We start from the raw sequence: 22,430 nt of genomic DNA, 5'->3' as shown, positions 1-22,430 counted from the left end.
CATGGAACCGATTGAAATTGGCCTTGTGGTCTCGGGTGGCTTGTTGCTGCTTGTTGTTCTGGGCATGCGCGTGGCCTTTGCTGCGGGTTTGGCGGGCATGGTTGGCCTGATCTGGATCTTCTGGGCCAAGTTTGGCTATGATCCGGGCCGCTTTGGCAAGGCGTTGACCATTTCCGTGAAAACTGCCGGGCAGGTGCCGCATTCCAAGGTGTCGTCTCAGGCACTTTCGCTGATCCCGACATTCATCCTGATCGGCTATCTGGCCTATTACGCCGGGTTGACCAAGGCACTGTTTGAAGCGGCGAAACGCTGGTTGGCGTGGGTACCGGGGGGTTTGGCGGTGTCGACCGTGTTTGCCACAGCCGGTTTTGCCGCCGTGTCGGGAGCATCAGTCGCAACCTCGGCTGTGTTTGCCCGGATCGCGATCCCGGAAATGCTTGCCATCGGTTATGACAAACGGTTCGCCGCCGGGGTTGTGGCGGCAGGTGGCACGCTGGCATCTCTCATCCCGCCGTCAGCCATCCTCGTGATCTATGCGATCATCGTGGAACAGGACGTCGGCAAGCTGTTGCTGGCAGGCTTCATTCCCGGCGCATTTTCTGCGGTGATTTATGGCATCCTGATCATTGGCATGGCGTTGACGATCAAGGGGTTTGGCCCGGCGGTGTCGGGGTTCACGTGGAAAGAGCGGTTCGTAGCGCTGCCACCGGCCCTTCCGATCCTGTTCGTGGTCGTGACCATCATCTTTTTTGTCTACAACCCGTTTGGTGGCGACGCCTGGGGCACGCCAACCGAAGGTGGCGCAATCGGGGCCTTTGTCGTGTTCCTGATGGCGCTTTATCGGGGCATGCGGTGGACCGAGCTGAAGGATGCGCTTTTGGAAACCGCCAAGCTGAGCGTGATGATTTTCACGATCATCTGGGGTGTTCTGATCTATGTGCGCTTTCTTGGATTTGCCGACTTACCGGGCGCGTTTTCGGACTGGATTACGTCACTGACCATGTCGCCCATGCTAATTCTGATCATGATCCTGCTGGCCTATGCGGTGCTGGGTATGTTCATGGACGCAATCGGGATGTTGTTGCTGACCCTGCCCGTGGTTTATCCGGCGGTCATGGCATTGAATGGCGGCGAGTTCGTGTCGGCGGCGGACAGCACATTTGGCATGAGTGGTCCGATGTGCGCGATCTGGTTCGGTATCCTCGTGGTGAAAATGGCCGAGTTCTGTCTGATCACGCCGCCGATTGGGCTGAACTGCTTTGTCGTGGCCGGGGTGCGCGATGATCTTTCGGTGCAGGACGTGTTCAAGGGTGTCACGCCGTTCTTTATTGCGGATGCGGTGACAATTGCCCTGTTGGTCGCCTTTCCAGCCATCGTTCTGTGGCTGCCGGGGCAGGTTTAAGACTTAGCCGGGGGCCTGGAAACGGGCCTCCGTCACTTCCTTGAGATCGGGGATGACATCTGCGGTGCCAACCCGCGTGACCATGAGAGCAGCGGCCCGAGATGCCAAAGTTAGAGACTGTTCCATGGGAAAACCGCGATCTCTTGCTGCCAGAACGTAGCCCGTGAACGTGTCCCCCGCCCCGGTCGTATCGACAGGTGTGACCGGCAAGGCCGGGAAATCACGCGCTTGTCCATCGTGATACCAGCGGGCCCCTTTTGATCCCAGGGTGACCACAACATCCCGGATGCCCAGCGCGGCAGGGTCTTTACCGGTTTCCTCTGAAAGCTGGCTGGCCTCCACCTCGTTCAGGATCAGGAAATCAAGAAAAGGCAGCACCGATGCCGCCGCAACCACATCAAAAGGCGCAGCGGCATAGGCGATTGTCAGGCCAAGTTTGCGCCCCATCTCGGCGGCGGCGCGTTGCAGGGTGGTTTCATTCTGAAACAGAAGCGTGTCGCCGGGAGAGGCTTCGGACAACGCGGCCGCAAGGGTTGTTTCTGGGATCGCGTGGTTGGCGCCGGGAAAAAGGACAATGGCATTCTCACCCTGCGCATCCACATTGATGATCGCGTGCCCCGTCGGGGTGTCGGGTAGTTGCGCGATGTGGCGCGTATCAACACCGAATTCGGTCAGGCGGTCTCGTGCCCAAACTCCATCTGGTCCCACTGAACCGATATGAACGACACGCGCGGCAGCTCGGGCGGCGGCGACGGACATGTTCGCACCCTTGCCACCCAGACCGCGCGTGAAATCCGTTGCAGCCAGCGTTTCACCCGGGCCGGGCAGATGCGGGACGCGATAGAAATAATCCGCGTTGATCGAGCCGAGATTGTAGATTGCCATGTTGAGACGTCCTGTTTGCCTGAGAGGCAGTCGAGCAAATCGGGATGCGCTTGTCCATGGGGGCGTTTTCGGCTTTTCGCCCGGCGGACAAGTTTGCTAGACCTTGAGGCTAATCACCTTGGGGGCTGATGTTTTGAGTGCAGGCAAATCGGGCGTCACGCCGATGATGGCGCAATATCTGGAGATCAAGGCGCAATACCCGGATGCGCTGTTGTTTTACCGGATGGGCGATTTCTACGAGATGTTCTTTGACGACGCGGTGGCGGCGGCGGAGGCACTTGATATTGCGCTGACCAAGCGGGGCAAGCACGAGGGTGCCGAGATCCCGATGTGCGGCGTGCCGCACCATGCCGCCGAGGGGTATTTCCTGACCCTGATCCGCAAGGGGTTCCGGGTGGCGGTGTGTGAACAACTTGAAAGCCCCGCCGAAGCCAAGAAACGCGGTTACAAGGCGGTTGTGAAGCGGGATGTGGTGCGGCTGGTGACGCCCGGCACGCTGACGGAAGATTCCCTGCTGGATGCGCGGCGGCACAACTTTCTCGCGGCTTATGCCGTGGTGCGCGATGAGGCCGCGCTTGCCTGGGCCGATATATCGACGGGGGCGCTCCACGTGATGCCCTTGTCCCCCGTGCGTTTGGGGCCGGAACTGGCACGGCTGGCACCGTCCGAACTTTTGGTGGCGGAAGGAAGCGAGCGTGATCTCTCCTCGATCGTCGAGGACATGGGAGTACCGTTGACGGCGGTATCGCGAGGAAGTTTCGACTCTGTTTCGGCGGAAAAGAGGGTTTCCGCGCTGTTCAAGGCATCGTCCTTGGAGGCGTTTGGCACGTTTTCACGGCCCGAAGCGGGGGCGCTTGGCGCAATTGTCGATTACCTTGAGCTGACCCAGAAGGGCAAGCTGCCGCTTTTGCAGCCACCCCAGCGCGAGGCCACCCAAGGTGTGATGCAGATTGATGCCGCGACCCGACGCAATCTGGAACTGACCCACAGCCTTGGCGGAGGGCGGGCCGGATCTCTGCTGGCCACGATTGACCGGACCGTGACGGCGGGCGGGGCGCGGCTTTTGGAACAGCGGCTGTCATCGCCCTCTTTGCGGCTGGACGTAATCCGGCAAAGGTTGGATTCGGTTTCCTACATGACAGCCCAGCGCAGTGATGCGGCCAGGCTGCGCGAGGCAATGCGCAAGGTGCCCGATCTGGACCGCGCCTTGTCCCGTCTGGCGCTTGATCGTGGCGGACCGCGCGATCTGGCGGCGATCCGCAATGGGCTTGGTCAGGCGGAAACCCTTGCCGACATGCCCTTTGCAGGTGATTTGCCCGATGATTTGGCCGACGCTCTGCGTGATTTGCAGGGACATGGCGCGTTGCTGAGCCTTTTGGACGAGGCTTTGATTGCAGAACCGCCGCTTTTGGCGCGGGATGGGGGCTTTATCGCAGCGGGGTTTGACGCGGAGTTGGATGAAAGCCGCGAACTGCGCGACGAAGGGCGCGGTGTGATTGCCGGGATGCAGGCGCAATACGTGGAACAGACCGGCATTCAGTCGCTCAAGATCAAGCATAACAATGTGCTCGGCTATTTCATCGAAACCACGGCGAAACATGCGGATGCGATGATGTCCCCGCCGTTGTCGGAAACCTTCATTCATCGCCAGACCACGGCCAACCAAGTGCGCTTCACTACCGTGGACTTGAGTGAGATGGAGACCAAGATTTTGAACGCCGGAAACCGGGCGTTGGAGATCGAAAAGCGTCTCTATCAAAGGCTAAAAGGTGCTATTCTGGACGTCTCGGCCCAAGTCGCGGCGGCATCGAAAGCGTTGGCTGAGTTTGATTTGGCCTGTGCGCTTGCCGAACTGGCCGTAACAGAGGATTGGTGTCGCCCTGAGGTGAATGAAAGCCGCGATTTCGAGATCGAAGGTGGGCGGCATCCGGTGGTTGAGGCGGCGTTGCGCAAGTCGGGCGAGCCTTTCGTGGCCAATGATTGCGATCTGTCCGGGGGCGATGCGGCGAGCATCTGGTTGCTGACCGGTCCGAACATGGCGGGTAAGTCGACCTTCCTTCGACAGAACGCGTTGATTGCGTTGCTGGCGCAGATGGGAAGCTTTGTACCCGCGAGCAGTGCCCGGATCGGGCTGGTGAGTCAGTTGTTTTCACGTGTGGGCGCGTCGGATGATCTGGCGCGCGGGCGTTCGACATTCATGGTCGAGATGGTGGAAACGGCAGCCATTCTCAATCAGGCGGACGATCGGGCGCTTGTCATTCTGGATGAGATCGGACGCGGCACGGCGACCTATGATGGATTGTCGATTGCCTGGGCGACGCTGGAACATCTGCATGACGTGAACAAATCCCGCGCGCTTTTTGCGACGCATTACCACGAGATGACGCAACTGGCCGGTAAGATGGCCGGGGTGGCCAATGCCACGGTCACGGTACGCGAATGGGAAGGCGAAGTGATCTTCCTGCATGAGGTCAAACAAGGCGCGGCGGATCGTTCTTATGGTGTTCAGGTGGCTCAACTTGCGGGGTTGCCCGAAGCGGTGGTTGAACGGGCGCGGGTTGTTCTGGAGGCGTTGGAACAGGGCGAACGGGAGGGTCCGGCGCAAAAGGCGTTGATTGATGATTTGCCTCTGTTCGCGGCAAGTCCGGCCCCGGCACCACAGGTCAAAAAAGGGCCAAATCCTCTGGAACAGAGACTGGATGAGGTGCATCCGGACGAATTGACACCGAAACAGGCACTTGAGCTTTTGTACGAATTGAAAGCGCTCAACGGCGGGTGACTTGGGGTTCTACCAGCTTCCCGACGCACCGCCGCCCGAGGACGATCCGCCACCAAAGCTGCTGCTGGACGACGAACTTGACGACTTCTTGGGGATCGTGCGGGTGACGCTCCAATTGTCCTGGCAATGGTGGCAATGGTAGTCGATCCGCTTCGTGCCAGTGGACGTGGTTGTGGCGTGAGACAGGATCGTCGTGTCGCCTTCGACCGTGCGATAACCACAAGAGCGACAGGCGCCGTAACCAGAAAACCATGCTTTGTAGCCCTCGACAGTTACATGATCACAAGTCGGGCATTGCCAGACGTCATAATCGACACTCTTCAGGCGTTCTTCGGTGATTTGACCCTCTTGCAAATGGTTGTCGTCCCACACTTCGTCCAGCCTGTGCATTGTTGCGCCGTCTTTTGGGCAATGGCGCGGTGTGTTGCGTTGCCAACGGCGATAAGCACGCACGCCGAAGGCCGCGACCGGTGCCAAAAGCGCGAGGGCCCATGCGCCGAGCCAATCCAGAAACCGTCGCAATGCCCCTGCGCCGCGTTCAAGTGGGCCAGCGTCATATTCGCCCGGCCAGCGCCCGGTCAGATCGCGGATCACGGCATCCACACCGTCTTCGATCCCGCGGGTGAAATTGTCTTTCTTGAACTGGGGCGTGATGATCGTGTCGATGATGTTGCCCATCGGCACATTTTTTTGCGTGCCATAGCCCGACCCCACTTCAATCCGCATGACGCGGTCGAATTGTGAGATCAACATCATCACCCCATCGTTGCGCTGAGCATCCCCAACGCCCCAATAGTTGAACATATCCGTGGCAAAGGGTTCGATGGGGCCGAAATGCTGGTAATCGGACAGGGCCTGAATGGTAACGACGGTGAATTCGATGCCGCGTTTGTCCCGCAACTCTTCCAGCTTGGCACGAATGCGGCTTTCATCCTCTTCCGGGAGAAGGTCGGCGAAATCATTGACGTAAAGGTCTGTGTAATCCGGCAGGGTTTGGGCCGTGACCGGAGTTGTCAGAAGCAGAAAAAAGGAAAGAACGGCAAAAAGAATGCGGCGCAAATGAAAAAACTCCCGAAAGTTCGGGAGTTTTTTAGCATTGTTTCGGGTCCCTGTTTAGCCGGGGTTCGACGAAACGCCGACCTTGGCCGGACGCAGCAGGCGGTCATGCAGCATGAAGCCCTCGGCCGAAACCTGAATGATTTCTCCGGATTTTGTACCGGGAACGGGCGCTTCGAACATGGCTTCGTGCACCTGCGGGTCAAACTTGTCGCCCACTTCCGGCGACACGACCTCGATCCCATGCTTGGCGAATGTGTTGAGAAGCTCGCGCATGGTCAGTTCGATACCTTCGATGAGTGCGGCGGACGCCTCTTTCTGTTCTTCGGTGATCGATTCCACGGCGCGCTTCATGTTGTCGAACACGGGAAGCATGTCGCGGGCCAGTTTCGAACCACCGTACTGCTCTGCTTCGCGACGGGCGCGTTCGCCCCTCTTGCGCGCGTTTTCTGCGTCTGCCAACGCCCGCATCCAGCGATCTTTGAGCTGGTCACGCTCCGCGCGCAGCTCGTCAATCTCGGCTTCTTCGGAGCCGATCTCGGCCATGTCCTCGGCGAACTCTTCCGCCTCGGCATCCAACAGGTCATCCAGAAACTCGGGCTCTTTCCGCTCAGCCATATCTCTACCTCTAACCGCGGTCGGAAATCAGCTTGCCGACCAGTTGCGCCGTGTAATCCACAATCGGCACGATACGTCCATAGTTAAGGCGCTTGGGTCCAATGACTCCGACAGCACCCACGATCTTTCGATCAGCGTTCATATATGGAGACACCACCAAAGAGGAACCCGAAAGTGAAAAAAGTTTGTTCTCCGAGCCGATAAAAATGCGCACACCGTCGCCTTGTTCAGCAAGTTCGAGAAATTCGGCAATGTCCCGCTTGCGTTCAAGGTCATCAAACAGGGTGCGGATGCGATCCAAATCCTGCTCTTCCTCTTCGGTGCCCAGAAGATTCGAACGCCCGCGCACAATCAGGCGTTCGTTTTGACCGCCTTCATTGGTCCAGAGCGCCAATCCGTTTTCAACGAGATCACGCGCCAGCGAATCAATTTCCTGTCGGCGCTTGGAGATCTCGGTGCGCACGGCCTGCCCGAGCTCTGAAAGCGTGCGTCCCTCGGCAACGGCGTTGAGGAAATTCGCGGCCTCACGCATCGAGCTTGGCGTTTGGCCAGCTGGCGGTGTGAACAAGCGGTTTTCGACATGGCCATCGGCAAAGACCAACACGACCAGGGCGCGATCATGTCCCAGGCTTACGAATTCGATATGTTTGATTGGCGCTTCATGTTTGGGTGCGAGCACCAGAGAGGCGCCATGCGTCACCCCGGACAGGGCCGTGCTTACCCGGTCCAGCATGGTACCGACATCGCCGGATGCATTTCCAAGCGTGGCGTCGATCTTTTCTCGGTCGGTGCTGTCGAGGTCACCAACCTCGAGAAGCCCATCCACAAACATGCGCAGTCCAAGTTGGGTCGGCACGCGGCCCGCCGAGACATGCGGGCTGTCCAAGAGACCGAGAAATTCAAGGTCCTGCATGACGTTACGGATGGTTGCCGCGCTGACTTTTTCGGAAAGGGTGCGGGTTAGGGTGCGTGAGCCGACCGGATCTCCACTTTCAAGATAGCCCTCGACCACGCGGCGAAACACCTCGCGCGAGCGGTCGTTCATCTCTTCGAGTATCCTGGTGCTGTCCGTCATGGTTTTTTGCCTCACCCCTTTCATTAAAGGGCGCAAATGCCAAAGGTCAATCGGGGTTGCGCAGCCCCTGCCCCGCCGAGTATGCCCATGCCCAAAGAGAAAAAGGAAAAGAGCCATGCGCCCGTCTGGAAGACAGTTGAATGAAATGCGCCCCGTGTCGATCGAAACGGGTGTAACCAAACATGCGGAGGGGTCCTGCCTGATCCGTATGGGTGACACCCATGTGCTCTGCACGGCCACTATTGAAGATCGTGTGCCGCCGTTCATCAAGGGCTCGGGCCTTGGCTGGGTGACGGCAGAATACGGGATGCTGCCGCGCTCGACGACAAGCCGGATGCGCCGCGAAGCCGCCGTGGGCAAACAGGGTGGCCGCACCGTGGAGATTCAGCGCCTCATTGGCCGGTCGCTGCGTGCGGGCGTGGATCGGGTTGCGCTCGGCGAACGCCAGATCACCGTCGATTGTGACGTGATCCAGGCCGATGGAGGCACCCGCTGTGCGTCGATCACCGGGGGGTGGGTTGCCCTAAAACTGGCCGTGAACAAACTGATGAAAACGGGCGACGTCATCTCTGATCCGCTGGTTTCCCCGGTGGCAGCTGTTTCTTGTGGCATCTATGCCGGTCAGGCGGTTCTGGATCTCGACTATCCCGAGGATTCCGAAGCCGGTGTGGATGGCAACTTCATCATGCTTGGCAACAAGCAGATGATCGAAGTTCAGATGAGCGCGGAGGGGTCGACCTATTCCCGCGATCAGATGAACCAGCTGATCGACCTTGCCGAAAAGGGCGTCGATGAGTTGGTTGCGGCCCAAATGGCGGCGGTCGCATGACCCGCAAGTTTTCCGGCGATACGCTTTTGGTGGCGACCCATAACAAGGGCAAGCTGGAAGAAATGGCCCACCTTCTTGAGCCCTTTGGGGTCAAGGTGGTGGGTGCCGGGGACATGGATTTGCCGGAACCGGAGGAAACCGAAGATACGTTTGTCGGCAACGCCCGGATCAAGGCGCACGCGGCGGCCAAGGCAACGGGCCTGCCGGCCCTGTCGGACGATAGCGGGATCACGATTGACGGGTTGAATGGCGCACCGGGTGTTTGTACGGCGGATTGGGCCGAAACCGGCAACGGGCGTGATTTCATGATGGCGATGACCCGCGCGCATGACGAATTGGTTGCCTGCGACGCGGCGAAACCGTGGATGGCGCAGTTTCGCTGTACTCTGGTTCTGGCTTGGCCCGACGGACATGACGAAGTGTTCGAAGGCGTTGCGCCGGGGCATCTTGTCTGGCCGATCCGGGGCAAGGATGGGTTTGGATATGACCCGATGTTTGTTCCCGAAGGTCATGACGTGACCTTTGCCGAAATGGACCGTTGGGAAAAGAACAAGATCAGCCACCGCGGCAAGGCGGTTGAGCAGTTCGTGGCGGGGTGTTTTGGCTGAGGATTGGCAAAACGGGGGCTTTGGCCTTTATATCCATTGGCCCTTTTGCCAGGCCAAGTGCCCCTATTGCGATTTCAACAGTCATGTCGCCCGAGAAATCGATCAATCCCGGTGGCTTAGGGCCTACCTGGGCGAATTGGACCGTGTCGCGGCCGAGACGCCGGGCCGGGTTTTGAATACGGTGTTTTTCGGCGGCGGGACACCAAGTCTGATGGACCCGGAGGTCGTTGCTTCGATCCTTGAGCGCGTCCGTAAACTCTGGCCGACCTCCAATGACATGGAAACAACGCTTGAAGCGAACCCCGGTTCCGTTGAGGCCGGGCGATTTGCGGCCTATCGCCAAGGTGGCGTGAATCGGATCTCGATGGGGATTCAGGCGCTCAATGATCGTGATCTTCAACGTTTGGGGCGCATTCACACCGTCAAAGAGGCCAGAGCCGCTTTTGACATTGCCCGCAATACGTTTGAACGCGTGAGCTTTGACCTGATTTACGCGCGTCAGGATCAAAGCCTTGAAGCATGGACAGGCGAACTGCGCGAAGCGCTTTCGATGGCGATTGACCACTTGTCGCTTTATCAACTGACGGTCGAAGACGGCACGGCGTTCGGAGATCGCTATGCGCGCGGAAAACTGCGTGGGTTGCCCGAGGATGATCTTGCCGCCGACATGTACGAAGCAACGCAAGAAATTTGCGCGGCGACAGGCATGTTGCCATATGAAGTGTCGAATTATGCGGCAACAGGGTCTGAATCTCGGCATAATCTGATTTACTGGCGCTACGGGGATTATGCCGGCATCGGCCCCGGAGCCCATGCGCGTCTAACATTGCACGGACAGCGCCACGCGATTGAAAACTGGAAAGCTCCCGGCAAATGGCTTGAGGCCGCCGAGGCGGGTAACGGGGAAAGCCAGCGTGACATGATTGCGTCAGAGGATCAGGCAACCGAATTCTTGTTGATGGGACTCCGGTTAAGCGAGGGAGTTGACCTGACACGTTACCAAGTTCTTGCCGGCCATGCGCTTGGCGGGAACAGAGTTGAGAATTTGGTTGAGTTTGGTCTGATTTCTGTTGAAGATCAACGCCTTAGAGTACTTCCTCAAGGCAGGATGGTGCTTAATTCGGTTCTGGCGGAGCTTTTGGTGGACTAGATGCGTGTTGTTTGGCTCTTGTTCGGGTTGATCTGTGTCGCGCTGGCGATTGTCGGGATAGTTCTGCCGCTTTTGCCAACAGTCCCGTTCCTGTTGTTGGCAGCTTTCTGCTTTGCGCGGTCTTCGGAGCGACTGCACTACTGGCTATTGTCCCACCCCCGCCTGGGACCACCAATTGAAGATTGGCAGTCACGCGGCGCAATCAACCCAGCGGCCAAACGGCTGGCGACGATTTCCATTGCCTTTGTGTTTGGTGTCTCGCTTGCCCTGGGTCTAAAAACCACCGTCCTGCTGATACAGGCGGTGGTTTTGTCTGCTGTTTTGATCTTTATCTGGACACGGCCTAGTGGCTAGCCGACAGGATCCTGCAAATCTCGTCCAACTCGTCCAGCGACGCATAACGGATCACAACCTGTCCGCTTTCGCCGCCGGCCTTGTGGTCCACGGAAACTTTCATCCCGAGATTGGCGGACAAATCACCTTCCAGCGCGATTGTGTCTGCGTCTTTTTGTGATTTCTCAGCCTTGGGTTTACTCGCCGGGCTGGGATTAATCGCCTTTTTGACAAGCGCTTCGGTCTGACGAACAGACATACCGCCCTTGACCACCTTTTTTGCAAGATCAGATGCGTTTTCGCTGGTGATCAGCGCACGCGCGTGTCCCGCGGTCAGTTGACCTTTTTTTAACATGTCCTGAACATCGGCCGGGAGCTGAAGCAAACGCATCAGGTTGGCGATGTGGCTGCGGCTTTTGCCGAGCGCTTCGGACAGGCGTTCCTGGGTATGGCCGAACTTGTCCATAAGCTGCCGATAGCCCATCGCCTCTTCCACCGGGTTCAGATCCGCCCGCTGGATGTTTTCAATGATCGCGATTTCAAGGACTTCGGTGTCGTCGTATTCGCGGACGATCACCGGCAGTTCATGCAGCTGCGCCATCTGCGACGCGCGCCAGCGGCGTTCGCCAGCGACGATTTCGTAGGTTCCCTCCGACTTTTCGCGGACGATCAAAGGCTGAATGACGCCCTTTTCCCGGATCGAGTTTGCCAGATCGTCGAGCTGGTCCTGTGTAAATTCGCGACGAGGCTGATCCGGGTTCGGCACGATCTTTTCGATCGGGACGTTCATGTCGGCACGGCGCGGTGTTTCGGCCTCCTGTGCGACACGCTCTTCGGTTACGTCTGCCATCAGCGCGCTTAGGCCCCGACCCAGTCCGCGCGTTTTTTTCTTGTCTGCCATGGTCTGCCCTTCTTACGCGGCGATTTTCAGATGCTTGGCCATCAGTTCCTTGGCCAGGTTGCGATAGGCTTCGGCCCCTTTGGAGGTTGGATCATAATCCAAAACCGGCTGCGCGAAAGAGGGAGCCTCGGAAACGCGCACATTGCGCGGAATCTTGGTGTCGAACACCAGATCTCCCAAATTATCGCGGGCATCCTGCTCGACCTGCTGCGAAAGGTTATTGCGCGCATCAAACATCGTCAGGACAACGCCTTCGATCCGCAAAGCCGAGTTCGCCGTTTGGCGCACTTCTCGTACGGTCAGCATCAGTTGAGACAGACCCTCAAGCGCAAAAAACTCGCTTTGCAGCGGGATCAGCACCGAATGCGCCGCAATCATTGCGTTGACCGTCAACAGGTTGAGCGATGGCGGACAGTCAATCAGGATGTAATCCCAGCCGAAGGGATCCATCGCCGGCTGTCGCAGGGCATCATGCAAGAGATAGCTGCGTTTTTCGTTTGAAATCAGCTCAATATCTGCCGAGCTCAGGTCCACCGTCGCAGGAATAATGGACATGCCCGGCGTTTCTGTTGGCTGGATCACGTCTTCAAGCGCGACATCATCCAAGAGAAGGTCATAGGTTGTGTATTCGCGGTTCTCGGTTTCGATGCCAAGTCCGGTAGAGGCATTGCCCTGCGGATCGAGATCGACCACCAAAACTTTGCATTTCTGTTCGGCAAGCGCCGCCGCAAGGTTGATTGCCGTCGTGGTTTTCCCCACCCCGCCCTTCTGGTTTGCAACGGCGATAATTCTCGGCCCCTTGGGGCGAATGGGATCAGACACGTTCAAGATCTCCAACCTTCAGAATAACGGCTTCGGGTTCAGTAATGCTTTGTACCACCTCAAGGTCGAAAGACCACGATTCCCGCGCTACCTTCACCTCTTTTTCCCAATTGGCACCTTTTGGAAACAACGCTGTGCCGCCTGTGCTCAAATGACGCTCGGCAAAGGAAAACAGGGTGGTCAGGTCAGCCAGGGCGCGCGCTGACAGAATGTCGGCGCCTTGGGGATCCGCCTTTTCGATTCGTTCCGTGATTACCTTGGCCTTAACCCCGGTCTCTCGGAGAACCGTGCGAAGAAACGTACATTTTCTCAGGTCACTCTCGATCATGGTGACAGTCTGGGGGGCGTTGTCTTCTGCCGACATGAGTGCAACGACAAGGCCGGGAAATCCGCCGCCGCTGCCAATATCAACCCAATGGTCCTTGGATTGGAGGGCGAGATTGAAAATCTGTGCGGAATCAAGGATATGGCGCGTCCACAGATCAGCCAGCGTCGATTTGGACACAAGGTTGATACGGGGATTCCACTTTTCCAAAAGCGCGGCAAGCGTCTTGAGGCGCTCCGATGTTTCACGTGAAACATTCACCTCTGCGAGGACGCGATCGGCATCTGTCGTCACGCGGATTTCTCCCGCTTTGACTGGCGAATCTTTGCGAGCAGCAATGTCAACGCGGCTGGGGTTATGCCATCAATGCGCCCCGCCTGGGCAAGGTTGGATGGGCGCGACTGACCAAGTTTCAGTTTGAGCTCATTGGAAAGCCCCTCAACCTGGGCATAATCAAAGTCGTGGGGAATCTTCTGGTTTTCATCGCGCTGCATCGCCTCGACGTCCCGTTTCTGCCGTTCGATGTAGTTCGCATAAAGCGCATCCCGTTCAAGCTGGCGCCGGGTTTCATCATCCACGCCTTCAAACCGCGCATCGAGAGGCAGGAGATCATCAAACCTAACATCCGGGAATGCCAAAACCTGAAAGGCAGTGCGCCGGTTGCCATCTTGATTGATGGCGATGCCGGCGGTGTTGAGTTGTTTTGGCGTGTATTCGGCGTCTTCCAGAAGAGACTTTCCACTTTCCAGCCGCTCTCGTTTTTTTTCGAAGACTTCTGTGCGCGCACTGCCGACTAGCCCGAGCTCCATTCCGATTGGCGTCAGGCGCTGATCCGCGTTGTCGGCACGTAGAGACAGACGGAACTCGGCGCGCGACGTGAACATGCGATAGGGTTCGGTGACGCCGCGAGTGATCAGATCATCAACCATGACCCCGATATAGCTGTCCGAACGGCTAAAATGATGCGCCTCCTGCCCTTTTGCCGACAGGGCCGCATTCAGTCCAGCGACAAGCCCTTGCGCTGCTGCCTCCTCATATCCTGTAGTTCCGTTGATCTGACCCGCAAGATATAGTCCGGGAACCGACTTAACCGCGAGAGAAGCATCAAGCGCGCGGGGATCTACGTAGTCATATTCGATCGCATATCCGGGTTGGAGAATCTCACACTCTTCAAGGCCATAGATCGACCGGACATAATCTTCCTGAACATCTTCCGGCAGAGATGTGCTGATCCCATTCGGATAAACCGTATCATCATCCAGCCCCTCGGGTTCAAGAAACACCTGGTGGGATGTTTTGTCAGCAAATCGAACGATCTTGTCTTCGATCGAGGGACAGTAACGGGGCCCGACGCCCTCGATATGGCCGCCATACATCGCCGATCGGGAGAGATTTTCGCGGATGACGTCATGCGTTTTTTCGTTGGTATGGGTGATACCGCAGGAGATTTGCCGAACGAATGGCTTGTCATTGAGGAACGAAAACATCGTGGGATCTTCGTCGCCAGGCTGGGATTCCAACAGATCCCATTTAATGGTCTTACCGTTAAGGCGCGGTGGCGTGCCCGTCTTCAGCCGGCCAAGCGGCAGTTCAAAGCTGTCGATACGCTGAGCGAGTTTGACAGAAGGATCGTCCCCCATGCGACCGCCAGGGCGAGACACATCACCAATATGAATGACGCCGCGCAGGAATGTACCCGTCGTCAGGACGACAGCCTGCGCCGAAATCTCTGATCCGTCAGCAAGAAGAACGCCGCGCACCGCACCGCCTTCCATGCGAAAATCCGTGGCCTCGCCCTCGATCACTGTAAGGTTTTCCGTCGACAATATCTCAGCGAGCATTGTGTTCCGGTAGATTTTGCGGTCCGCCTGAGCTCGGGGGCCCTGCACAGCGGGACCCTTGCGGCGGTTCAAAAGACGAAATTGAATGCCCGCCCTGTCGGCCACACGGCCCATCACCCCATCGAGCGCATCGATCTCCCGGACAAGGTGGCCCTTACCCAAACCACCAATGGCCGGGTTGCAGGACATCACACCGATTCCGGATTTTTTCAATGTAATAAGGGCGGTACGCGCACCCGTGCGCGCCGCAGCGTGCGCCGCATCCGCACCGGCGTGTCCGCCGCCAACAACAATGACGTCAAAATGTTTCACGTGAAACACTCCTTACTTACCGATGCAGAAGCTCGAAAAGATTTCGCCCAGCAGGTTCTCGACATCTACGCGACCGACAATCGAATCCAAAGCCCGAATCGCGCTACGCAGTTCTTCGGCGGCAATCTCGTAGTGATCCGGCCCCAATGCAAGCACCGCGTCGGCAGCAGCGAGGTTGTCATAGGCCCGGCTCATCGCTACGCGGTGGCGTTCGCGGGTGGCAATCCCGGAGCGCCCAGCCTGATCCGAGAGCTTTTCAGTGATCTCGTCGACCAACTCTAAAATTCCCTGCCCCGTTTTCCCTGAAATCGCATGCGCACCGCCATCAAGCGTATCCGCCTTGGCGGCACGGATTACATCACCGGGAAGCGGTTCAAAGTCAGGATGTTGCCCCTGTTCGACTAGGAAGACACGCAGATCGGCGGACTCGGCACGTTGGCGCGCCCGTTCGATGCCGATCCCTTCGACGTGGTCGTCGGTGTCGCGCAAACCAGCGGTGTCGAGAAGCGTCACGGGCAGACCATTCAGATCCATACGCACTTCGATCACATCGCGGGTTGTGCCAGCATATTCCGAGGTAATCGCCGCCTCGCGCCCTGCCAAAGCATTGAGAAGCGTGGATTTGCCGACGTTTGGGGCGCCAAGAATGGCAACCTCAAAACCTGTTCGAATGCGCTCTGCCGCATTTACGCCAGCAATTTCGGTCGCCAATTCGGCACGAACCGATTGGAGCAAACCTTGCACTTCGGGCGAGACGTCGACGGGAACTTCTTCATCGGCGAAATCAATCGTGGCCTCGAGAAGAGCAGCCGCGCGGATCAGGTTTTCGCGCCAGCCCCCAGCCAGAGTGCCAAGATCGCCGGAAAGGACACGCAAGGCCTGACGCCGCTGCGCCTCGGTCTCGGAATCGATCAGGTCGGCAAGCCCTTCGACCTGGGCCAAGTCGAGACAGCCATTTTCAAGCGCGCGGCGGGTGAATTCCCCTGCTTCTGCGAGCCGTAGTCCGTCCAGATCGGAGAGTTCGCGCAGCACCGCGTTGACCACAGCAATCGATCCGTGCAGGTGCAGTTCGAGCACTTCTTCGCCTGTAAAGCTGTTCTTTTCAGGGAAGTAGAGCACGAGCGCTTGATCCAGACGCCGCCCTTCGTGATCCTTCAGCAGACGCAAAGACGCCATGCGGGGCGTCGGAAGTTCGCCAAACAATGCCGCAGCGGCCTCTTTGACATGAGAACCGGACACACGAACGACAGCGACCCCCGCTTTACCGGGGGCCGTTGCCAAAGCGAAAATTGTGTCTGGCACATAGGCCATCGCGGTGAACCCTTAGGTGTTCATCGAGTCAAAGAACTCGGAATTGGTCTTGGTCTGCTTGAGTTTCGAAAGCAGGAACTCAACAGCATCGGTCGTGCCCATCGGGTTGAGGATACGGCGCAGAACGAAGGTTTTCGCGAGATCCACCTTGTCAATCAACAAGTCTTCTTTCCGCGTTCCGGACTTCAGAATGTCGATCGCTGGGAAGACACGTTTGTCCGCGATCTTGCGATCCAGAACGATTTCCGAGTTACCGGTACCCTTGAATTCTTCAAAGATAACCTCGTCCATGCGTGAGCCAGTATCAATCAGTGCGGTCGAGATGATGGTCAGCGACCCACCCTCTTCGATATTACGGGCCGCACCAAAGAAACGCTTGGGGCGCTGCAATGCGTTTGCGTCCACACCACCGGTCAGAACCTTGCCCGAGGATGGCACTACAGTATTGAAGGCCCTACCAAGTCTGGTGATTGAGTCGAGAAGGATCACAACATCTCGTTTATGTTCGACCAAGCGCTTGGCCTTTTCGATCACCATTTCGGCGACTGCAACGTGGCGAGTGGCGGGCTCGTCAAATGTCGAAGACACAACCTCACCCTTCACAGAACGCTGCATGTCGGTGACTTCTTCGGGGCGTTCGTCAATGAGAAGGACGATCAGATAACATTCCGGATGGTTGGCCTCGATGCTGTGCGCGATGTTCTGCAACAGAACGGTTTTACCCGTCCGCGGCGGAGCCACGATCAGCGAACGCTGGCCTTTTCCGATGGGCGCGACCAGGTCGATGATGCGAGCGGAGCGGTCCTTGATGGTGGGATCTTCGATCTCCATCTTGAGGCGTTCATCGGGGTAAAGCGGGGTAAGGTTGTCGAACGCGATCTTGTGGCGCGCTTTCTCGGGCGCTTCAAAGTTGATCTGCGTGACGTTCATCAGCGCGAAATACCGCTCGGTATCCTCAGGCGCCTTGATCACCCCGTCGATCGTGTCTCCTGTGCGCAGTGAGTGTTTGCGGATCATTTCAGGCGAAACATAGATATCGTCAGGACCGGGCAGATAGTTGGCCTCGGGCGAGCGCAGGAAGCCAAAGCCGTCCTGAAGCACCTCAAGCACGCCCTCACCCGAGATTTCCCAGCCTTCATCCGCGCGTTCGCGCAGGATCTGGAACATCATCTCGCCTTTGCGCATGGTCGAGGCGTTTTCGATCTCGAGCTCTTCGGCCATCGCCAGAAGGTCTTTGGGGCTTTTAGCCTTGAGATCGGCCAGAGCGAGTTTTTCTTGTGTCATGGAAATATCCTGTGGCTGCCGGAATACGGCAGGTCATGTGGTCTGTATATGGAAGACACATAGCCCGGACGGGCCAGTTGACCCGCTATCTAAGCCTTGCACGCGCTGGAGTCAATTGACCCTAGAATTTCACCACGACGGAAAGAACAATGACAATCATCAGGATCGTCGGCACCTCGTTCATCATGCGGTACTGTCGCCCTGTCAGGGTGTTCTCGCCCCGCTCGAACTTTTTCCGCTTGATCATCAGCCAATGGTCAAAGGCGGTCATGGCGATGATGCTTGTACCCTTAGTGTAGGGCCACACAGCGGTCCAATCGACGACGCCGGGGGTGAAGACCAGAGTGAGCCCCGCAAGCCATGTGGCGATACTTGCAGGGGACATGATGTACCGTTGAAGTTTGAACTCCATAATCTTCAGTGTTTCATCAAGCTGGTCGCCTGCCTGTGCGCGTTCAGCGTGGTAGACAAACAGGCGCGGCAGATAGAACAGGCCAGCCATCCACGAGATCACGGCCATTATATGAAAGCTCAGCACATATGGATAAATATCGACCAGAAAGTAACCCATGTATCTTTGCTCTCATTGTCTCGTTGCGCGACCCTGCTCTCTCTCTAAATAAATAAAGATATATAGAAAAGGATGATGATTATGTTGGGAGCGCCAAGGCCGTGGATTAATGGTTTGTCCCACGAGCTATCCACGTCTGGACAGAAATTGATCGAGCACGGTATGGATCACATGGTGATCTAATAACATTATGAAATAAAACACTAAAAACGAATATCTTCACCGATTCTTCTGTGGATAAAGCTGTAGGTAAAACGGTATCTTGTCAGACAATCCACAGCACAAAGTTATCCCCGTCCACTGTGCAGAAAAAGCCTGGCGCGGCGTGAGATCGAAGGACTTTCCCCAAGTTGCGAAACTTGCCTTAACTTTCCAGAAAGAATGCTTAAGAAACTCCTACGCTTGTCCACGGGATTATCCACATGGCTTCAAAACTTGTTCTTGCCTCGGGCTCGTCGATACGGGCGCAGCTGCTGCGCAACGCCAACGTTGACTTTGATGTTGTCACGGCGCGCGTCGATGAAGACATGATCCGCCGCGCGCTTGAGGCGGAGGGGGCAGCGCCGCGTGAAATCGCCGATGCGCTGGCGGAATCCAAGGCGCGTAAAGTGAGTGGGAAACGGCCCGGTGCGTTGGTTCTGGGTTGTGATCAGGTGCTGGATTTTCAGGGCGAGGTCTTGTCCAAACCGCGCGATCCCGAAGACGCGCGGGCACAGTTGCAGCGGCTTCGGGGACAGCGGCACATGCTGTTGTCCGCAGCGGTGATTTATCGCGACGGAGAACCGCTCTGGCGGTTTGTCGGCGTGGTGCGGTTGTTCATGCGTCAGTTTAGCGACGCCTATCTTGACCAGTACCTGGATCGCAATTGGAATGAGGTTCAGCATTGCGTCGGCGGGTATATGCTTGAAGCGGAAGGGGTGCGGTTGTTCGAAAAAGTCGATGGAGACTATTTTACGGTTCTCGGGATGCCCCTTGTTGAAATACTGTCCTACCTGACCTTGCAGGGAGAGCTGCCAAAATGACGCTGCCGTCGATACCGCTTGCCGGGGTGATCGGGAATCCGATTGCGCATTCCAAGTCGCCAAGGCTGCACGGGCATTGGTTGAAGAGGTATGGGCTGACAGGGCATTACGTGCCGCTGGAAGTGGATGCTGCGGATCTTGGGGATGTGCTCAGTGCGATGCCGCGCATGGGGTTTGTCGGTTGCAATGTGACGATCCCGCATAAAGAGCGGGTCATGGAACATGTAGATCAGATCACGGATCGCGCGACGCTGATTGGGGCAGTAAATACGCTGATCTTTCGTAACGATGGCACGATCCTGGGCGACAATACTGACGGTTACGGCTTCATCGAAAACCTGCGTCAGGGAGCGCCGGATTGGGACGCTTCTGCCGGCCCGGCCGTGGTGCTTGGCGCCGGCGGGGCAGCGCGGGCAATCGTGGCTTCGCTTTTGGATGCCGGGGTGCCCGAGATCCTGCTGACCAACCGGACGCGGGTACGCGCCGAGAAACTACGCGAGGATTTTGGCGCACGGATTTCGGTCGTGGAATGGGTGCAGGCCGGGAACCTCTTGGAAAAAGCGGCGACGGTCGTGAATACCACGTCGCTTGGTATGGCCGGAAAGGCCGAACTGCGGGTGCCGCTGGATGGGTTGCGCAAGGAAACTGTTGTGACGGACCTTGTGTATAACCCGCTTCGGACGCAATTGCTCGAAATTGCAGCGGCCAAGGGCTGTGTGACGGTGGATGGTCTGGGAATGCTGTTGCATCAGGCTGTGCCCGGCTTTGAACGCTGGTTTGGCCGGCGCCCGGTTGTGGATGATGAAACACGTCAGGCGGTGCTGGCATGACGTTTCGTTTGGGTCTGACCGGGTCGATTGGCATGGGCAAATCAACCACTGCCAAGATGTTTGCCGCAGAAGGGTGCGCCGTCTGGGATGCGGATGCGGCCGTGCATCGGATGTATGCGGAGGGCGGTGCCGCGGTTGAGCCCATCCGGGAAAAATTTCCCGAGGCCGTGGTGAACGGGATGGTGTCGCGCGAAAAGCTGAAAGAGCTGATTGGCAAAGACCAAAGCGTGTTGCGGGCCATTGAGCAGATCGTGCATCCGCTTGTTGCCAAAGATCGTGCGGATTTTGCCAAATCTGCGACGGCGGACATCATCGTTTTCGACATACCACTACTCTTCGAGGGTAACGGGCAAGATCAGATGGACGCGGTCGCATGTGTCACTGTTTCACCGAAACTTCAGCGAAAACGAGTTCTGGAGCGCGGTACGATGAGCGAAGAACAGTTCGAGCAAATCCTGGAAAATCAGATGCCGAACGAGGAAAAATGCCTGCGGTCTGATTTTGTGATTGAAACGGATACGATGGAACACGCCCGCTCCGGGGTGATCCGGGTGGTTGAGACGATCAGGGGATGGGTTGGCGATGCGTGAAATCGTTCTGGATACGGAAACCACGGGATTCGACCCGGAAACTGGAGACCGGATTGTCGAGATCGGGGCGGTGGAGCTTTATAACCACCTGCCAACGGGCGAGACGTTTCACGAATACATGAACCCGGAACGCTCCATGCCGGAAGAAGCGTTTGGCGTGCATGGGATCGGCTGCGATATTCTCGAAGTACCGCGCCCGCCGGAAAAAGGCGAAATCACGCTCAAGGACAAACCTCTGTTCAAGGAGATTGGGCAAAAGTTTCTCGATTTTGTGGGTGACGCCAAGCTCGTTATTCACAATGCAGCGTTCGACATGAAATTCCTGAATGCCGAGCTACGGTGGCTAAACCTGCGGCAGCTGCCGTGGGAACAGGCGATCGACACACTGGCGATTGCTCGGCAGAAATTCCCCGGGTCACCCGCATCGTTGGATGCGTTGTGCAGGCGGTTTGGAATCGACAACTCGAACAGGACCCTGCACGGCGCCCTGCTCGACACTGAAATCCTTGCCGAGGTTTATCTGGAGCTCATCGGCGGGCGTCAGCCCGATCTCGTGCTGGCGAGCGGATCTGGTCGAGGTGGCGGTAAAGCTGTTGAAGAGGATTGGCGCCCCGGCAAACGACCAACCCCCCTGCCCCCGCGTCTGACGGCGCAGGAAGACACGGCGCATCGCGCGTTTGTCGAGAAAATGGGGGAAAACGCCCTTTGGGCAAAGCTGGAAGGATAGGCGCCGCGTTTCAAGAAGGCGCGACGCCAAACCCGGATTAGTTGGTTGCCTGAGGCTGTTGCTCGGCTGTGCGACGCGCCACTTCGGCACGGTACAGTGCCATGAAATCGATATTGTCGAGGTTCAGCGGCGGGAAGCCACCATCGCGGGTCACATCGCTTACGATGCGGCGCAGGAAGGGGAAGAGCAGACGCGGGCATTCGATCAGCAGGAACGGATGCATCTGGTCGTCCGGAACACCCTCGATATGGAAGATGCCAGCATATTCGACTTCGAAGATGAACATCTCGGAGCCGTCTTCCTTGTTCTTGGAGGTGACGTTCAGTTTGATGGTGACTTCGTACTGGTGATCCGCCGGGCGCTGCTTTGCGTCGAGATTGACCTGAACCTGAACATCTGGCTGTGCGGTGCCCGATGCACCTTTCTGCGCGAGGATGTTTTCAAAGGACATGTCACGGATGAATTGTGCAAGCACGTTCATCTTGATTTGTGGCGGCAGCTCGGCGGCCTGGGCCGCGCCGTTGTCGTTTTCCGACATATGGAATCTCCCAAAAATAACGGTTTGTGCTGCTTTATCAGGTCAGCAGCGGGGTCTCAATGCTTAGTCCAGCCAGAGGGACGATGCGTTGGGTTCTTGGGCGGATCCACTTCGGAAAACTCTCCTTCGATAATGTCCGCCCGAGTTGGATGTTCGCGTTGGCTTGTATGCATCGTGCCCATGGAAAAACTCTGAACACGCATACGTTTACGCAGATAAGAGAAAACCGCAACACGAACCGGTGGCATGAGCAGCGCAAACCCGACCGCGTCGGTAAAGAACCCCGGAGTCAACAGCAGCGCGCCGGCAATGAGGATCATCGCGCCGTGGGCCAGGGGTTCGGTCGGATCATCCAGCTCGGAAAAGGACCTCTGAAGATTGCCGATCGCCATGGCACCCTGCGTACGCACAAGCCAGGTGCCGATAATTGCGGTCAGAAGGACGACGAAAAGCGTTGGCCAAAGGCCAATGGCGCCGCCCACCTGTATAAACAGTGCGATTTCGATCAGCGGAACGGCGACAAACGCCAGAAGAAGCCACATCTTTCAAATACTCCGTACGACTTTGTGACAAGGTGGACTTGACCCTGCCGGTGACTTACATAAGTGCCGTAAGACATTG

At 57.4% G+C, this 22,430-nt stretch carries 23 protein-coding genes; 10 read left to right on the top strand and 13 right to left on the bottom strand.

Annotated features, from left to right (window positions below):
- Nucleotide 1: 1 nt before the first annotated feature.
- The gene (locus tag ACS3QZ_RS14740; RefSeq protein WP_456038526.1) at nt 2-1,402 is read left to right on the top strand and encodes a TRAP transporter large permease; all 1,401 of its coding nucleotides are present in this window, start codon (nt 2-4) and stop codon (nt 1,400-1,402) included.
- Between the two features lie 3 nt (nt 1,403-1,405).
- On the opposite strand, the gene ACS3QZ_RS14735 is transcribed toward ACS3QZ_RS14740, so the two are convergent.
- A complete protein-coding gene (locus ACS3QZ_RS14735) occupies nt 1,406-2,287 on the bottom strand; it encodes a ribokinase (protein WP_456038525.1) in 882 nt (293 codons plus the stop codon).
- Nucleotides 2,288-2,450: 163 nt separating this feature from the next.
- Between ACS3QZ_RS14735 and mutS the strand changes: the two genes are divergently transcribed.
- Entirely contained in the window at nt 2,451-5,066 is a 2,616-nt protein-coding gene (mutS, locus tag ACS3QZ_RS14730; protein WP_456039347.1) for a DNA mismatch repair protein MutS, read from the top strand.
- A gap of 9 nt (nt 5,067-5,075) precedes the next feature.
- Here mutS and ACS3QZ_RS14725 read toward each other — a convergent pair whose 3' ends face one another.
- From ACS3QZ_RS14725 to hrcA, 3 genes are read right to left on the bottom strand one after another with little or no spacing between them, the layout of a single operon-like run.
- Entirely contained in the window at nt 5,076-6,125 is a 1,050-nt protein-coding gene (locus tag ACS3QZ_RS14725) for a TPM domain-containing protein (protein WP_456038524.1), read from the bottom strand.
- A 54-nt stretch (nt 6,126-6,179) separates the two neighbouring features.
- Nucleotides 6,180-6,740, bottom strand: a complete 561-nt coding sequence (locus tag ACS3QZ_RS14720; RefSeq protein WP_093092284.1) for a nucleotide exchange factor GrpE — start codon at nt 6,738-6,740, stop codon at nt 6,180-6,182.
- 10 nt (nt 6,741-6,750) lie between these two features.
- On the bottom strand, nt 6,751-7,815 hold the full coding sequence (gene hrcA / locus ACS3QZ_RS14715) for a heat-inducible transcriptional repressor HrcA (RefSeq protein ID WP_456038523.1): 1,065 nt from the start codon (nt 7,813-7,815) through the stop codon (nt 6,751-6,753).
- A 115-nt stretch (nt 7,816-7,930) separates the two neighbouring features.
- Between hrcA and rph the strand changes: the two genes are divergently transcribed.
- The 4 genes from rph to ACS3QZ_RS14695 are packed head-to-tail and all read left to right on the top strand — an operon-like array spanning nt 7,931 to nt 10,756.
- Complete coding sequence (rph, locus tag ACS3QZ_RS14710) at nt 7,931-8,644, top strand: ribonuclease PH (RefSeq protein WP_093092280.1); 714 nt, start codon at nt 7,931-7,933, stop codon at nt 8,642-8,644.
- Entirely contained in the window at nt 8,641-9,252 is a 612-nt protein-coding gene (rdgB, locus tag ACS3QZ_RS14705; protein WP_456038522.1) for an RdgB/HAM1 family non-canonical purine NTP pyrophosphatase, read from the top strand. The genes rph and rdgB overlap by 4 nt, the downstream gene beginning before the upstream one ends.
- A complete protein-coding gene (gene hemW, locus ACS3QZ_RS14700; RefSeq protein WP_456038521.1) occupies nt 9,245-10,402 on the top strand; it encodes a radical SAM family heme chaperone HemW in 1,158 nt (385 codons plus the stop codon). The genes rdgB and hemW overlap by 8 nt, the downstream gene beginning before the upstream one ends.
- Nucleotides 10,403-10,756 carry a YbaN family protein gene (locus ACS3QZ_RS14695; protein WP_456038520.1) on the top strand — a complete coding sequence of 118 codons (354 nt, stop codon included), beginning with the start codon at nt 10,403-10,405 and terminating at the stop codon, nt 10,754-10,756.
- Here the strand turns inward: ACS3QZ_RS14695 and ACS3QZ_RS14690 are convergent.
- The 7 genes from ACS3QZ_RS14690 to ACS3QZ_RS14660 form a co-directional block, all read right to left on the bottom strand.
- Nucleotides 10,746-11,636, bottom strand: coding sequence for a ParB/RepB/Spo0J family partition protein (locus ACS3QZ_RS14690; RefSeq protein ID WP_456038519.1), 891 nt, complete (start codon nt 11,634-11,636; stop codon nt 10,746-10,748). The two genes, ACS3QZ_RS14695 and ACS3QZ_RS14690, sit on opposite strands and share 11 nt — an antisense overlap.
- 12 nt (nt 11,637-11,648) lie before the next feature.
- Nucleotides 11,649-12,458, bottom strand: coding sequence for a ParA family protein (locus tag ACS3QZ_RS14685; protein ID WP_456038518.1), 810 nt, complete (start codon nt 12,456-12,458; stop codon nt 11,649-11,651).
- Nucleotides 12,451-13,077, bottom strand: coding sequence for a 16S rRNA (guanine(527)-N(7))-methyltransferase RsmG (rsmG, locus tag ACS3QZ_RS14680; RefSeq protein ID WP_456038517.1), 627 nt, complete (start codon nt 13,075-13,077; stop codon nt 12,451-12,453). The genes ACS3QZ_RS14685 and rsmG overlap by 8 nt, the downstream gene beginning before the upstream one ends.
- Entirely contained in the window at nt 13,074-14,945 is a 1,872-nt protein-coding gene (mnmG, locus tag ACS3QZ_RS14675; protein ID WP_456038516.1) for a tRNA uridine-5-carboxymethylaminomethyl(34) synthesis enzyme MnmG, read from the bottom strand. Before mnmG ends, rsmG begins: the two co-directional genes overlap by 4 nt.
- 3 nt (nt 14,946-14,948) lie before the next feature.
- A complete protein-coding gene (gene mnmE / locus ACS3QZ_RS14670) occupies nt 14,949-16,247 on the bottom strand; it encodes a tRNA uridine-5-carboxymethylaminomethyl(34) synthesis GTPase MnmE (RefSeq protein WP_456038515.1) in 1,299 nt (432 codons plus the stop codon).
- Between the two features lie 12 nt (nt 16,248-16,259).
- Nucleotides 16,260-17,531 carry a transcription termination factor Rho gene (gene rho, locus ACS3QZ_RS14665; protein ID WP_093092268.1) on the bottom strand — a complete coding sequence of 424 codons (1,272 nt, stop codon included), beginning with the start codon at nt 17,529-17,531 and terminating at the stop codon, nt 16,260-16,262.
- A 121-nt stretch (nt 17,532-17,652) separates the two neighbouring features.
- The gene (locus ACS3QZ_RS14660; RefSeq protein WP_456038514.1) at nt 17,653-18,102 is read right to left on the bottom strand and encodes a CopD family protein; all 450 of its coding nucleotides are present in this window, start codon (nt 18,100-18,102) and stop codon (nt 17,653-17,655) included.
- A gap of 422 nt (nt 18,103-18,524) precedes the next feature.
- On the opposite strand from ACS3QZ_RS14660, the gene ACS3QZ_RS14655 reads away from it, so the two are divergent.
- From ACS3QZ_RS14655 to dnaQ, 4 genes are read left to right on the top strand one after another with little or no spacing between them, the layout of a single operon-like run.
- Nucleotides 18,525-19,124 carry a Maf family protein gene (locus ACS3QZ_RS14655; RefSeq protein WP_456038513.1) on the top strand — a complete coding sequence of 200 codons (600 nt, stop codon included), beginning with the start codon at nt 18,525-18,527 and terminating at the stop codon, nt 19,122-19,124.
- Entirely contained in the window at nt 19,121-19,954 is an 834-nt protein-coding gene (locus ACS3QZ_RS14650; RefSeq protein ID WP_456038512.1) for a shikimate dehydrogenase, read from the top strand. Before ACS3QZ_RS14655 ends, ACS3QZ_RS14650 begins: the two co-directional genes overlap by 4 nt.
- Nucleotides 19,951-20,544 (top strand): dephospho-CoA kinase, encoded by a 594-nt coding sequence (gene coaE, locus ACS3QZ_RS14645; RefSeq protein WP_456038511.1) that lies wholly within the window; start codon nt 19,951-19,953, stop codon nt 20,542-20,544. The genes ACS3QZ_RS14650 and coaE overlap by 4 nt, the downstream gene beginning before the upstream one ends.
- A complete protein-coding gene (dnaQ, locus tag ACS3QZ_RS14640) occupies nt 20,537-21,271 on the top strand; it encodes a DNA polymerase III subunit epsilon (RefSeq protein ID WP_456038510.1) in 735 nt (244 codons plus the stop codon). Before coaE ends, dnaQ begins: the two co-directional genes overlap by 8 nt.
- 37 nt (nt 21,272-21,308) lie before the next feature.
- Here the strand turns inward: dnaQ and secB are convergent, their stop codons facing one another.
- Nucleotides 21,309-21,809, bottom strand: a complete 501-nt coding sequence (gene secB / locus ACS3QZ_RS14635) for a protein-export chaperone SecB (protein ID WP_456038509.1) — start codon at nt 21,807-21,809, stop codon at nt 21,309-21,311.
- Nucleotides 21,810-21,865: 56 nt separating this feature from the next.
- Complete coding sequence (locus ACS3QZ_RS14630; RefSeq protein WP_456038508.1) at nt 21,866-22,351, bottom strand: FxsA family protein; 486 nt, start codon at nt 22,349-22,351, stop codon at nt 21,866-21,868.
- Between the last annotated feature and the right edge of the window lie 79 nt (nt 22,352-22,430).

The sequence above is a fragment of the Shimia sp. W99 genome, assembly GCF_053851455.3.
The sequence above is the reverse complement of the archived record's forward strand: the minus strand, read 5'-3'. Positions and strand labels throughout refer to the sequence as shown.

Excerpts from the sequence above, each read along its gene's own strand:
- ACS3QZ_RS14630 (WP_456038508.1), bottom strand. The coding sequence starts at position 22,351 with ATGTGGCTTCTTCTGGCGTTTGTCGCCGTTCCGCTGATCGAAATCGCA.
- ACS3QZ_RS14655 (WP_456038513.1), top strand. The coding sequence starts at position 18,525 with ATGGCTTCAAAACTTGTTCTTGCCTCGGGCTCGTCGATACGGGCGCAG.
- coaE (WP_456038511.1), top strand. The coding sequence starts at position 19,951 with ATGACGTTTCGTTTGGGTCTGACCGGGTCGATTGGCATGGGCAAATCA.
- mutS (WP_456039347.1), top strand. The coding sequence starts at position 2,451 with ATGATGGCGCAATATCTGGAGATCAAGGCGCAATACCCGGATGCGCTG.
- secB (WP_456038509.1), bottom strand. The coding sequence starts at position 21,809 with ATGTCGGAAAACGACAACGGCGCGGCCCAGGCCGCCGAGCTGCCGCCA.
- rho (WP_093092268.1), bottom strand. The coding sequence starts at position 17,531 with ATGACACAAGAAAAACTCGCTCTGGCCGATCTCAAGGCTAAAAGCCCC.
- ACS3QZ_RS14690 (WP_456038519.1), bottom strand. The coding sequence starts at position 11,636 with ATGGCAGACAAGAAAAAAACGCGCGGACTGGGTCGGGGCCTAAGCGCG.
- ACS3QZ_RS14660 (WP_456038514.1), bottom strand. The coding sequence starts at position 18,102 with ATGGGTTACTTTCTGGTCGATATTTATCCATATGTGCTGAGCTTTCAT.
- hrcA (WP_456038523.1), bottom strand. The coding sequence starts at position 7,815 with ATGACGGACAGCACCAGGATACTCGAAGAGATGAACGACCGCTCGCGC.
- dnaQ (WP_456038510.1), top strand. The coding sequence starts at position 20,537 with ATGCGTGAAATCGTTCTGGATACGGAAACCACGGGATTCGACCCGGAA.
- ACS3QZ_RS14740 (WP_456038526.1), top strand. The coding sequence starts at position 2 with ATGGAACCGATTGAAATTGGCCTTGTGGTCTCGGGTGGCTTGTTGCTG.
- ACS3QZ_RS14720 (WP_093092284.1), bottom strand. The coding sequence starts at position 6,740 with ATGGCTGAGCGGAAAGAGCCCGAGTTTCTGGATGACCTGTTGGATGCC.
- mnmE (WP_456038515.1), bottom strand. The coding sequence starts at position 16,247 with ATGGCCTATGTGCCAGACACAATTTTCGCTTTGGCAACGGCCCCCGGT.
- rph (WP_093092280.1), top strand. The coding sequence starts at position 7,931 with ATGCGCCCGTCTGGAAGACAGTTGAATGAAATGCGCCCCGTGTCGATC.
- ACS3QZ_RS14650 (WP_456038512.1), top strand. The coding sequence starts at position 19,121 with ATGACGCTGCCGTCGATACCGCTTGCCGGGGTGATCGGGAATCCGATT.
- ACS3QZ_RS14735 (WP_456038525.1), bottom strand. The coding sequence starts at position 2,287 with ATGGCAATCTACAATCTCGGCTCGATCAACGCGGATTATTTCTATCGC.
- rdgB (WP_456038522.1), top strand. The coding sequence starts at position 8,641 with ATGACCCGCAAGTTTTCCGGCGATACGCTTTTGGTGGCGACCCATAAC.
- ACS3QZ_RS14695 (WP_456038520.1), top strand. The coding sequence starts at position 10,403 with ATGCGTGTTGTTTGGCTCTTGTTCGGGTTGATCTGTGTCGCGCTGGCG.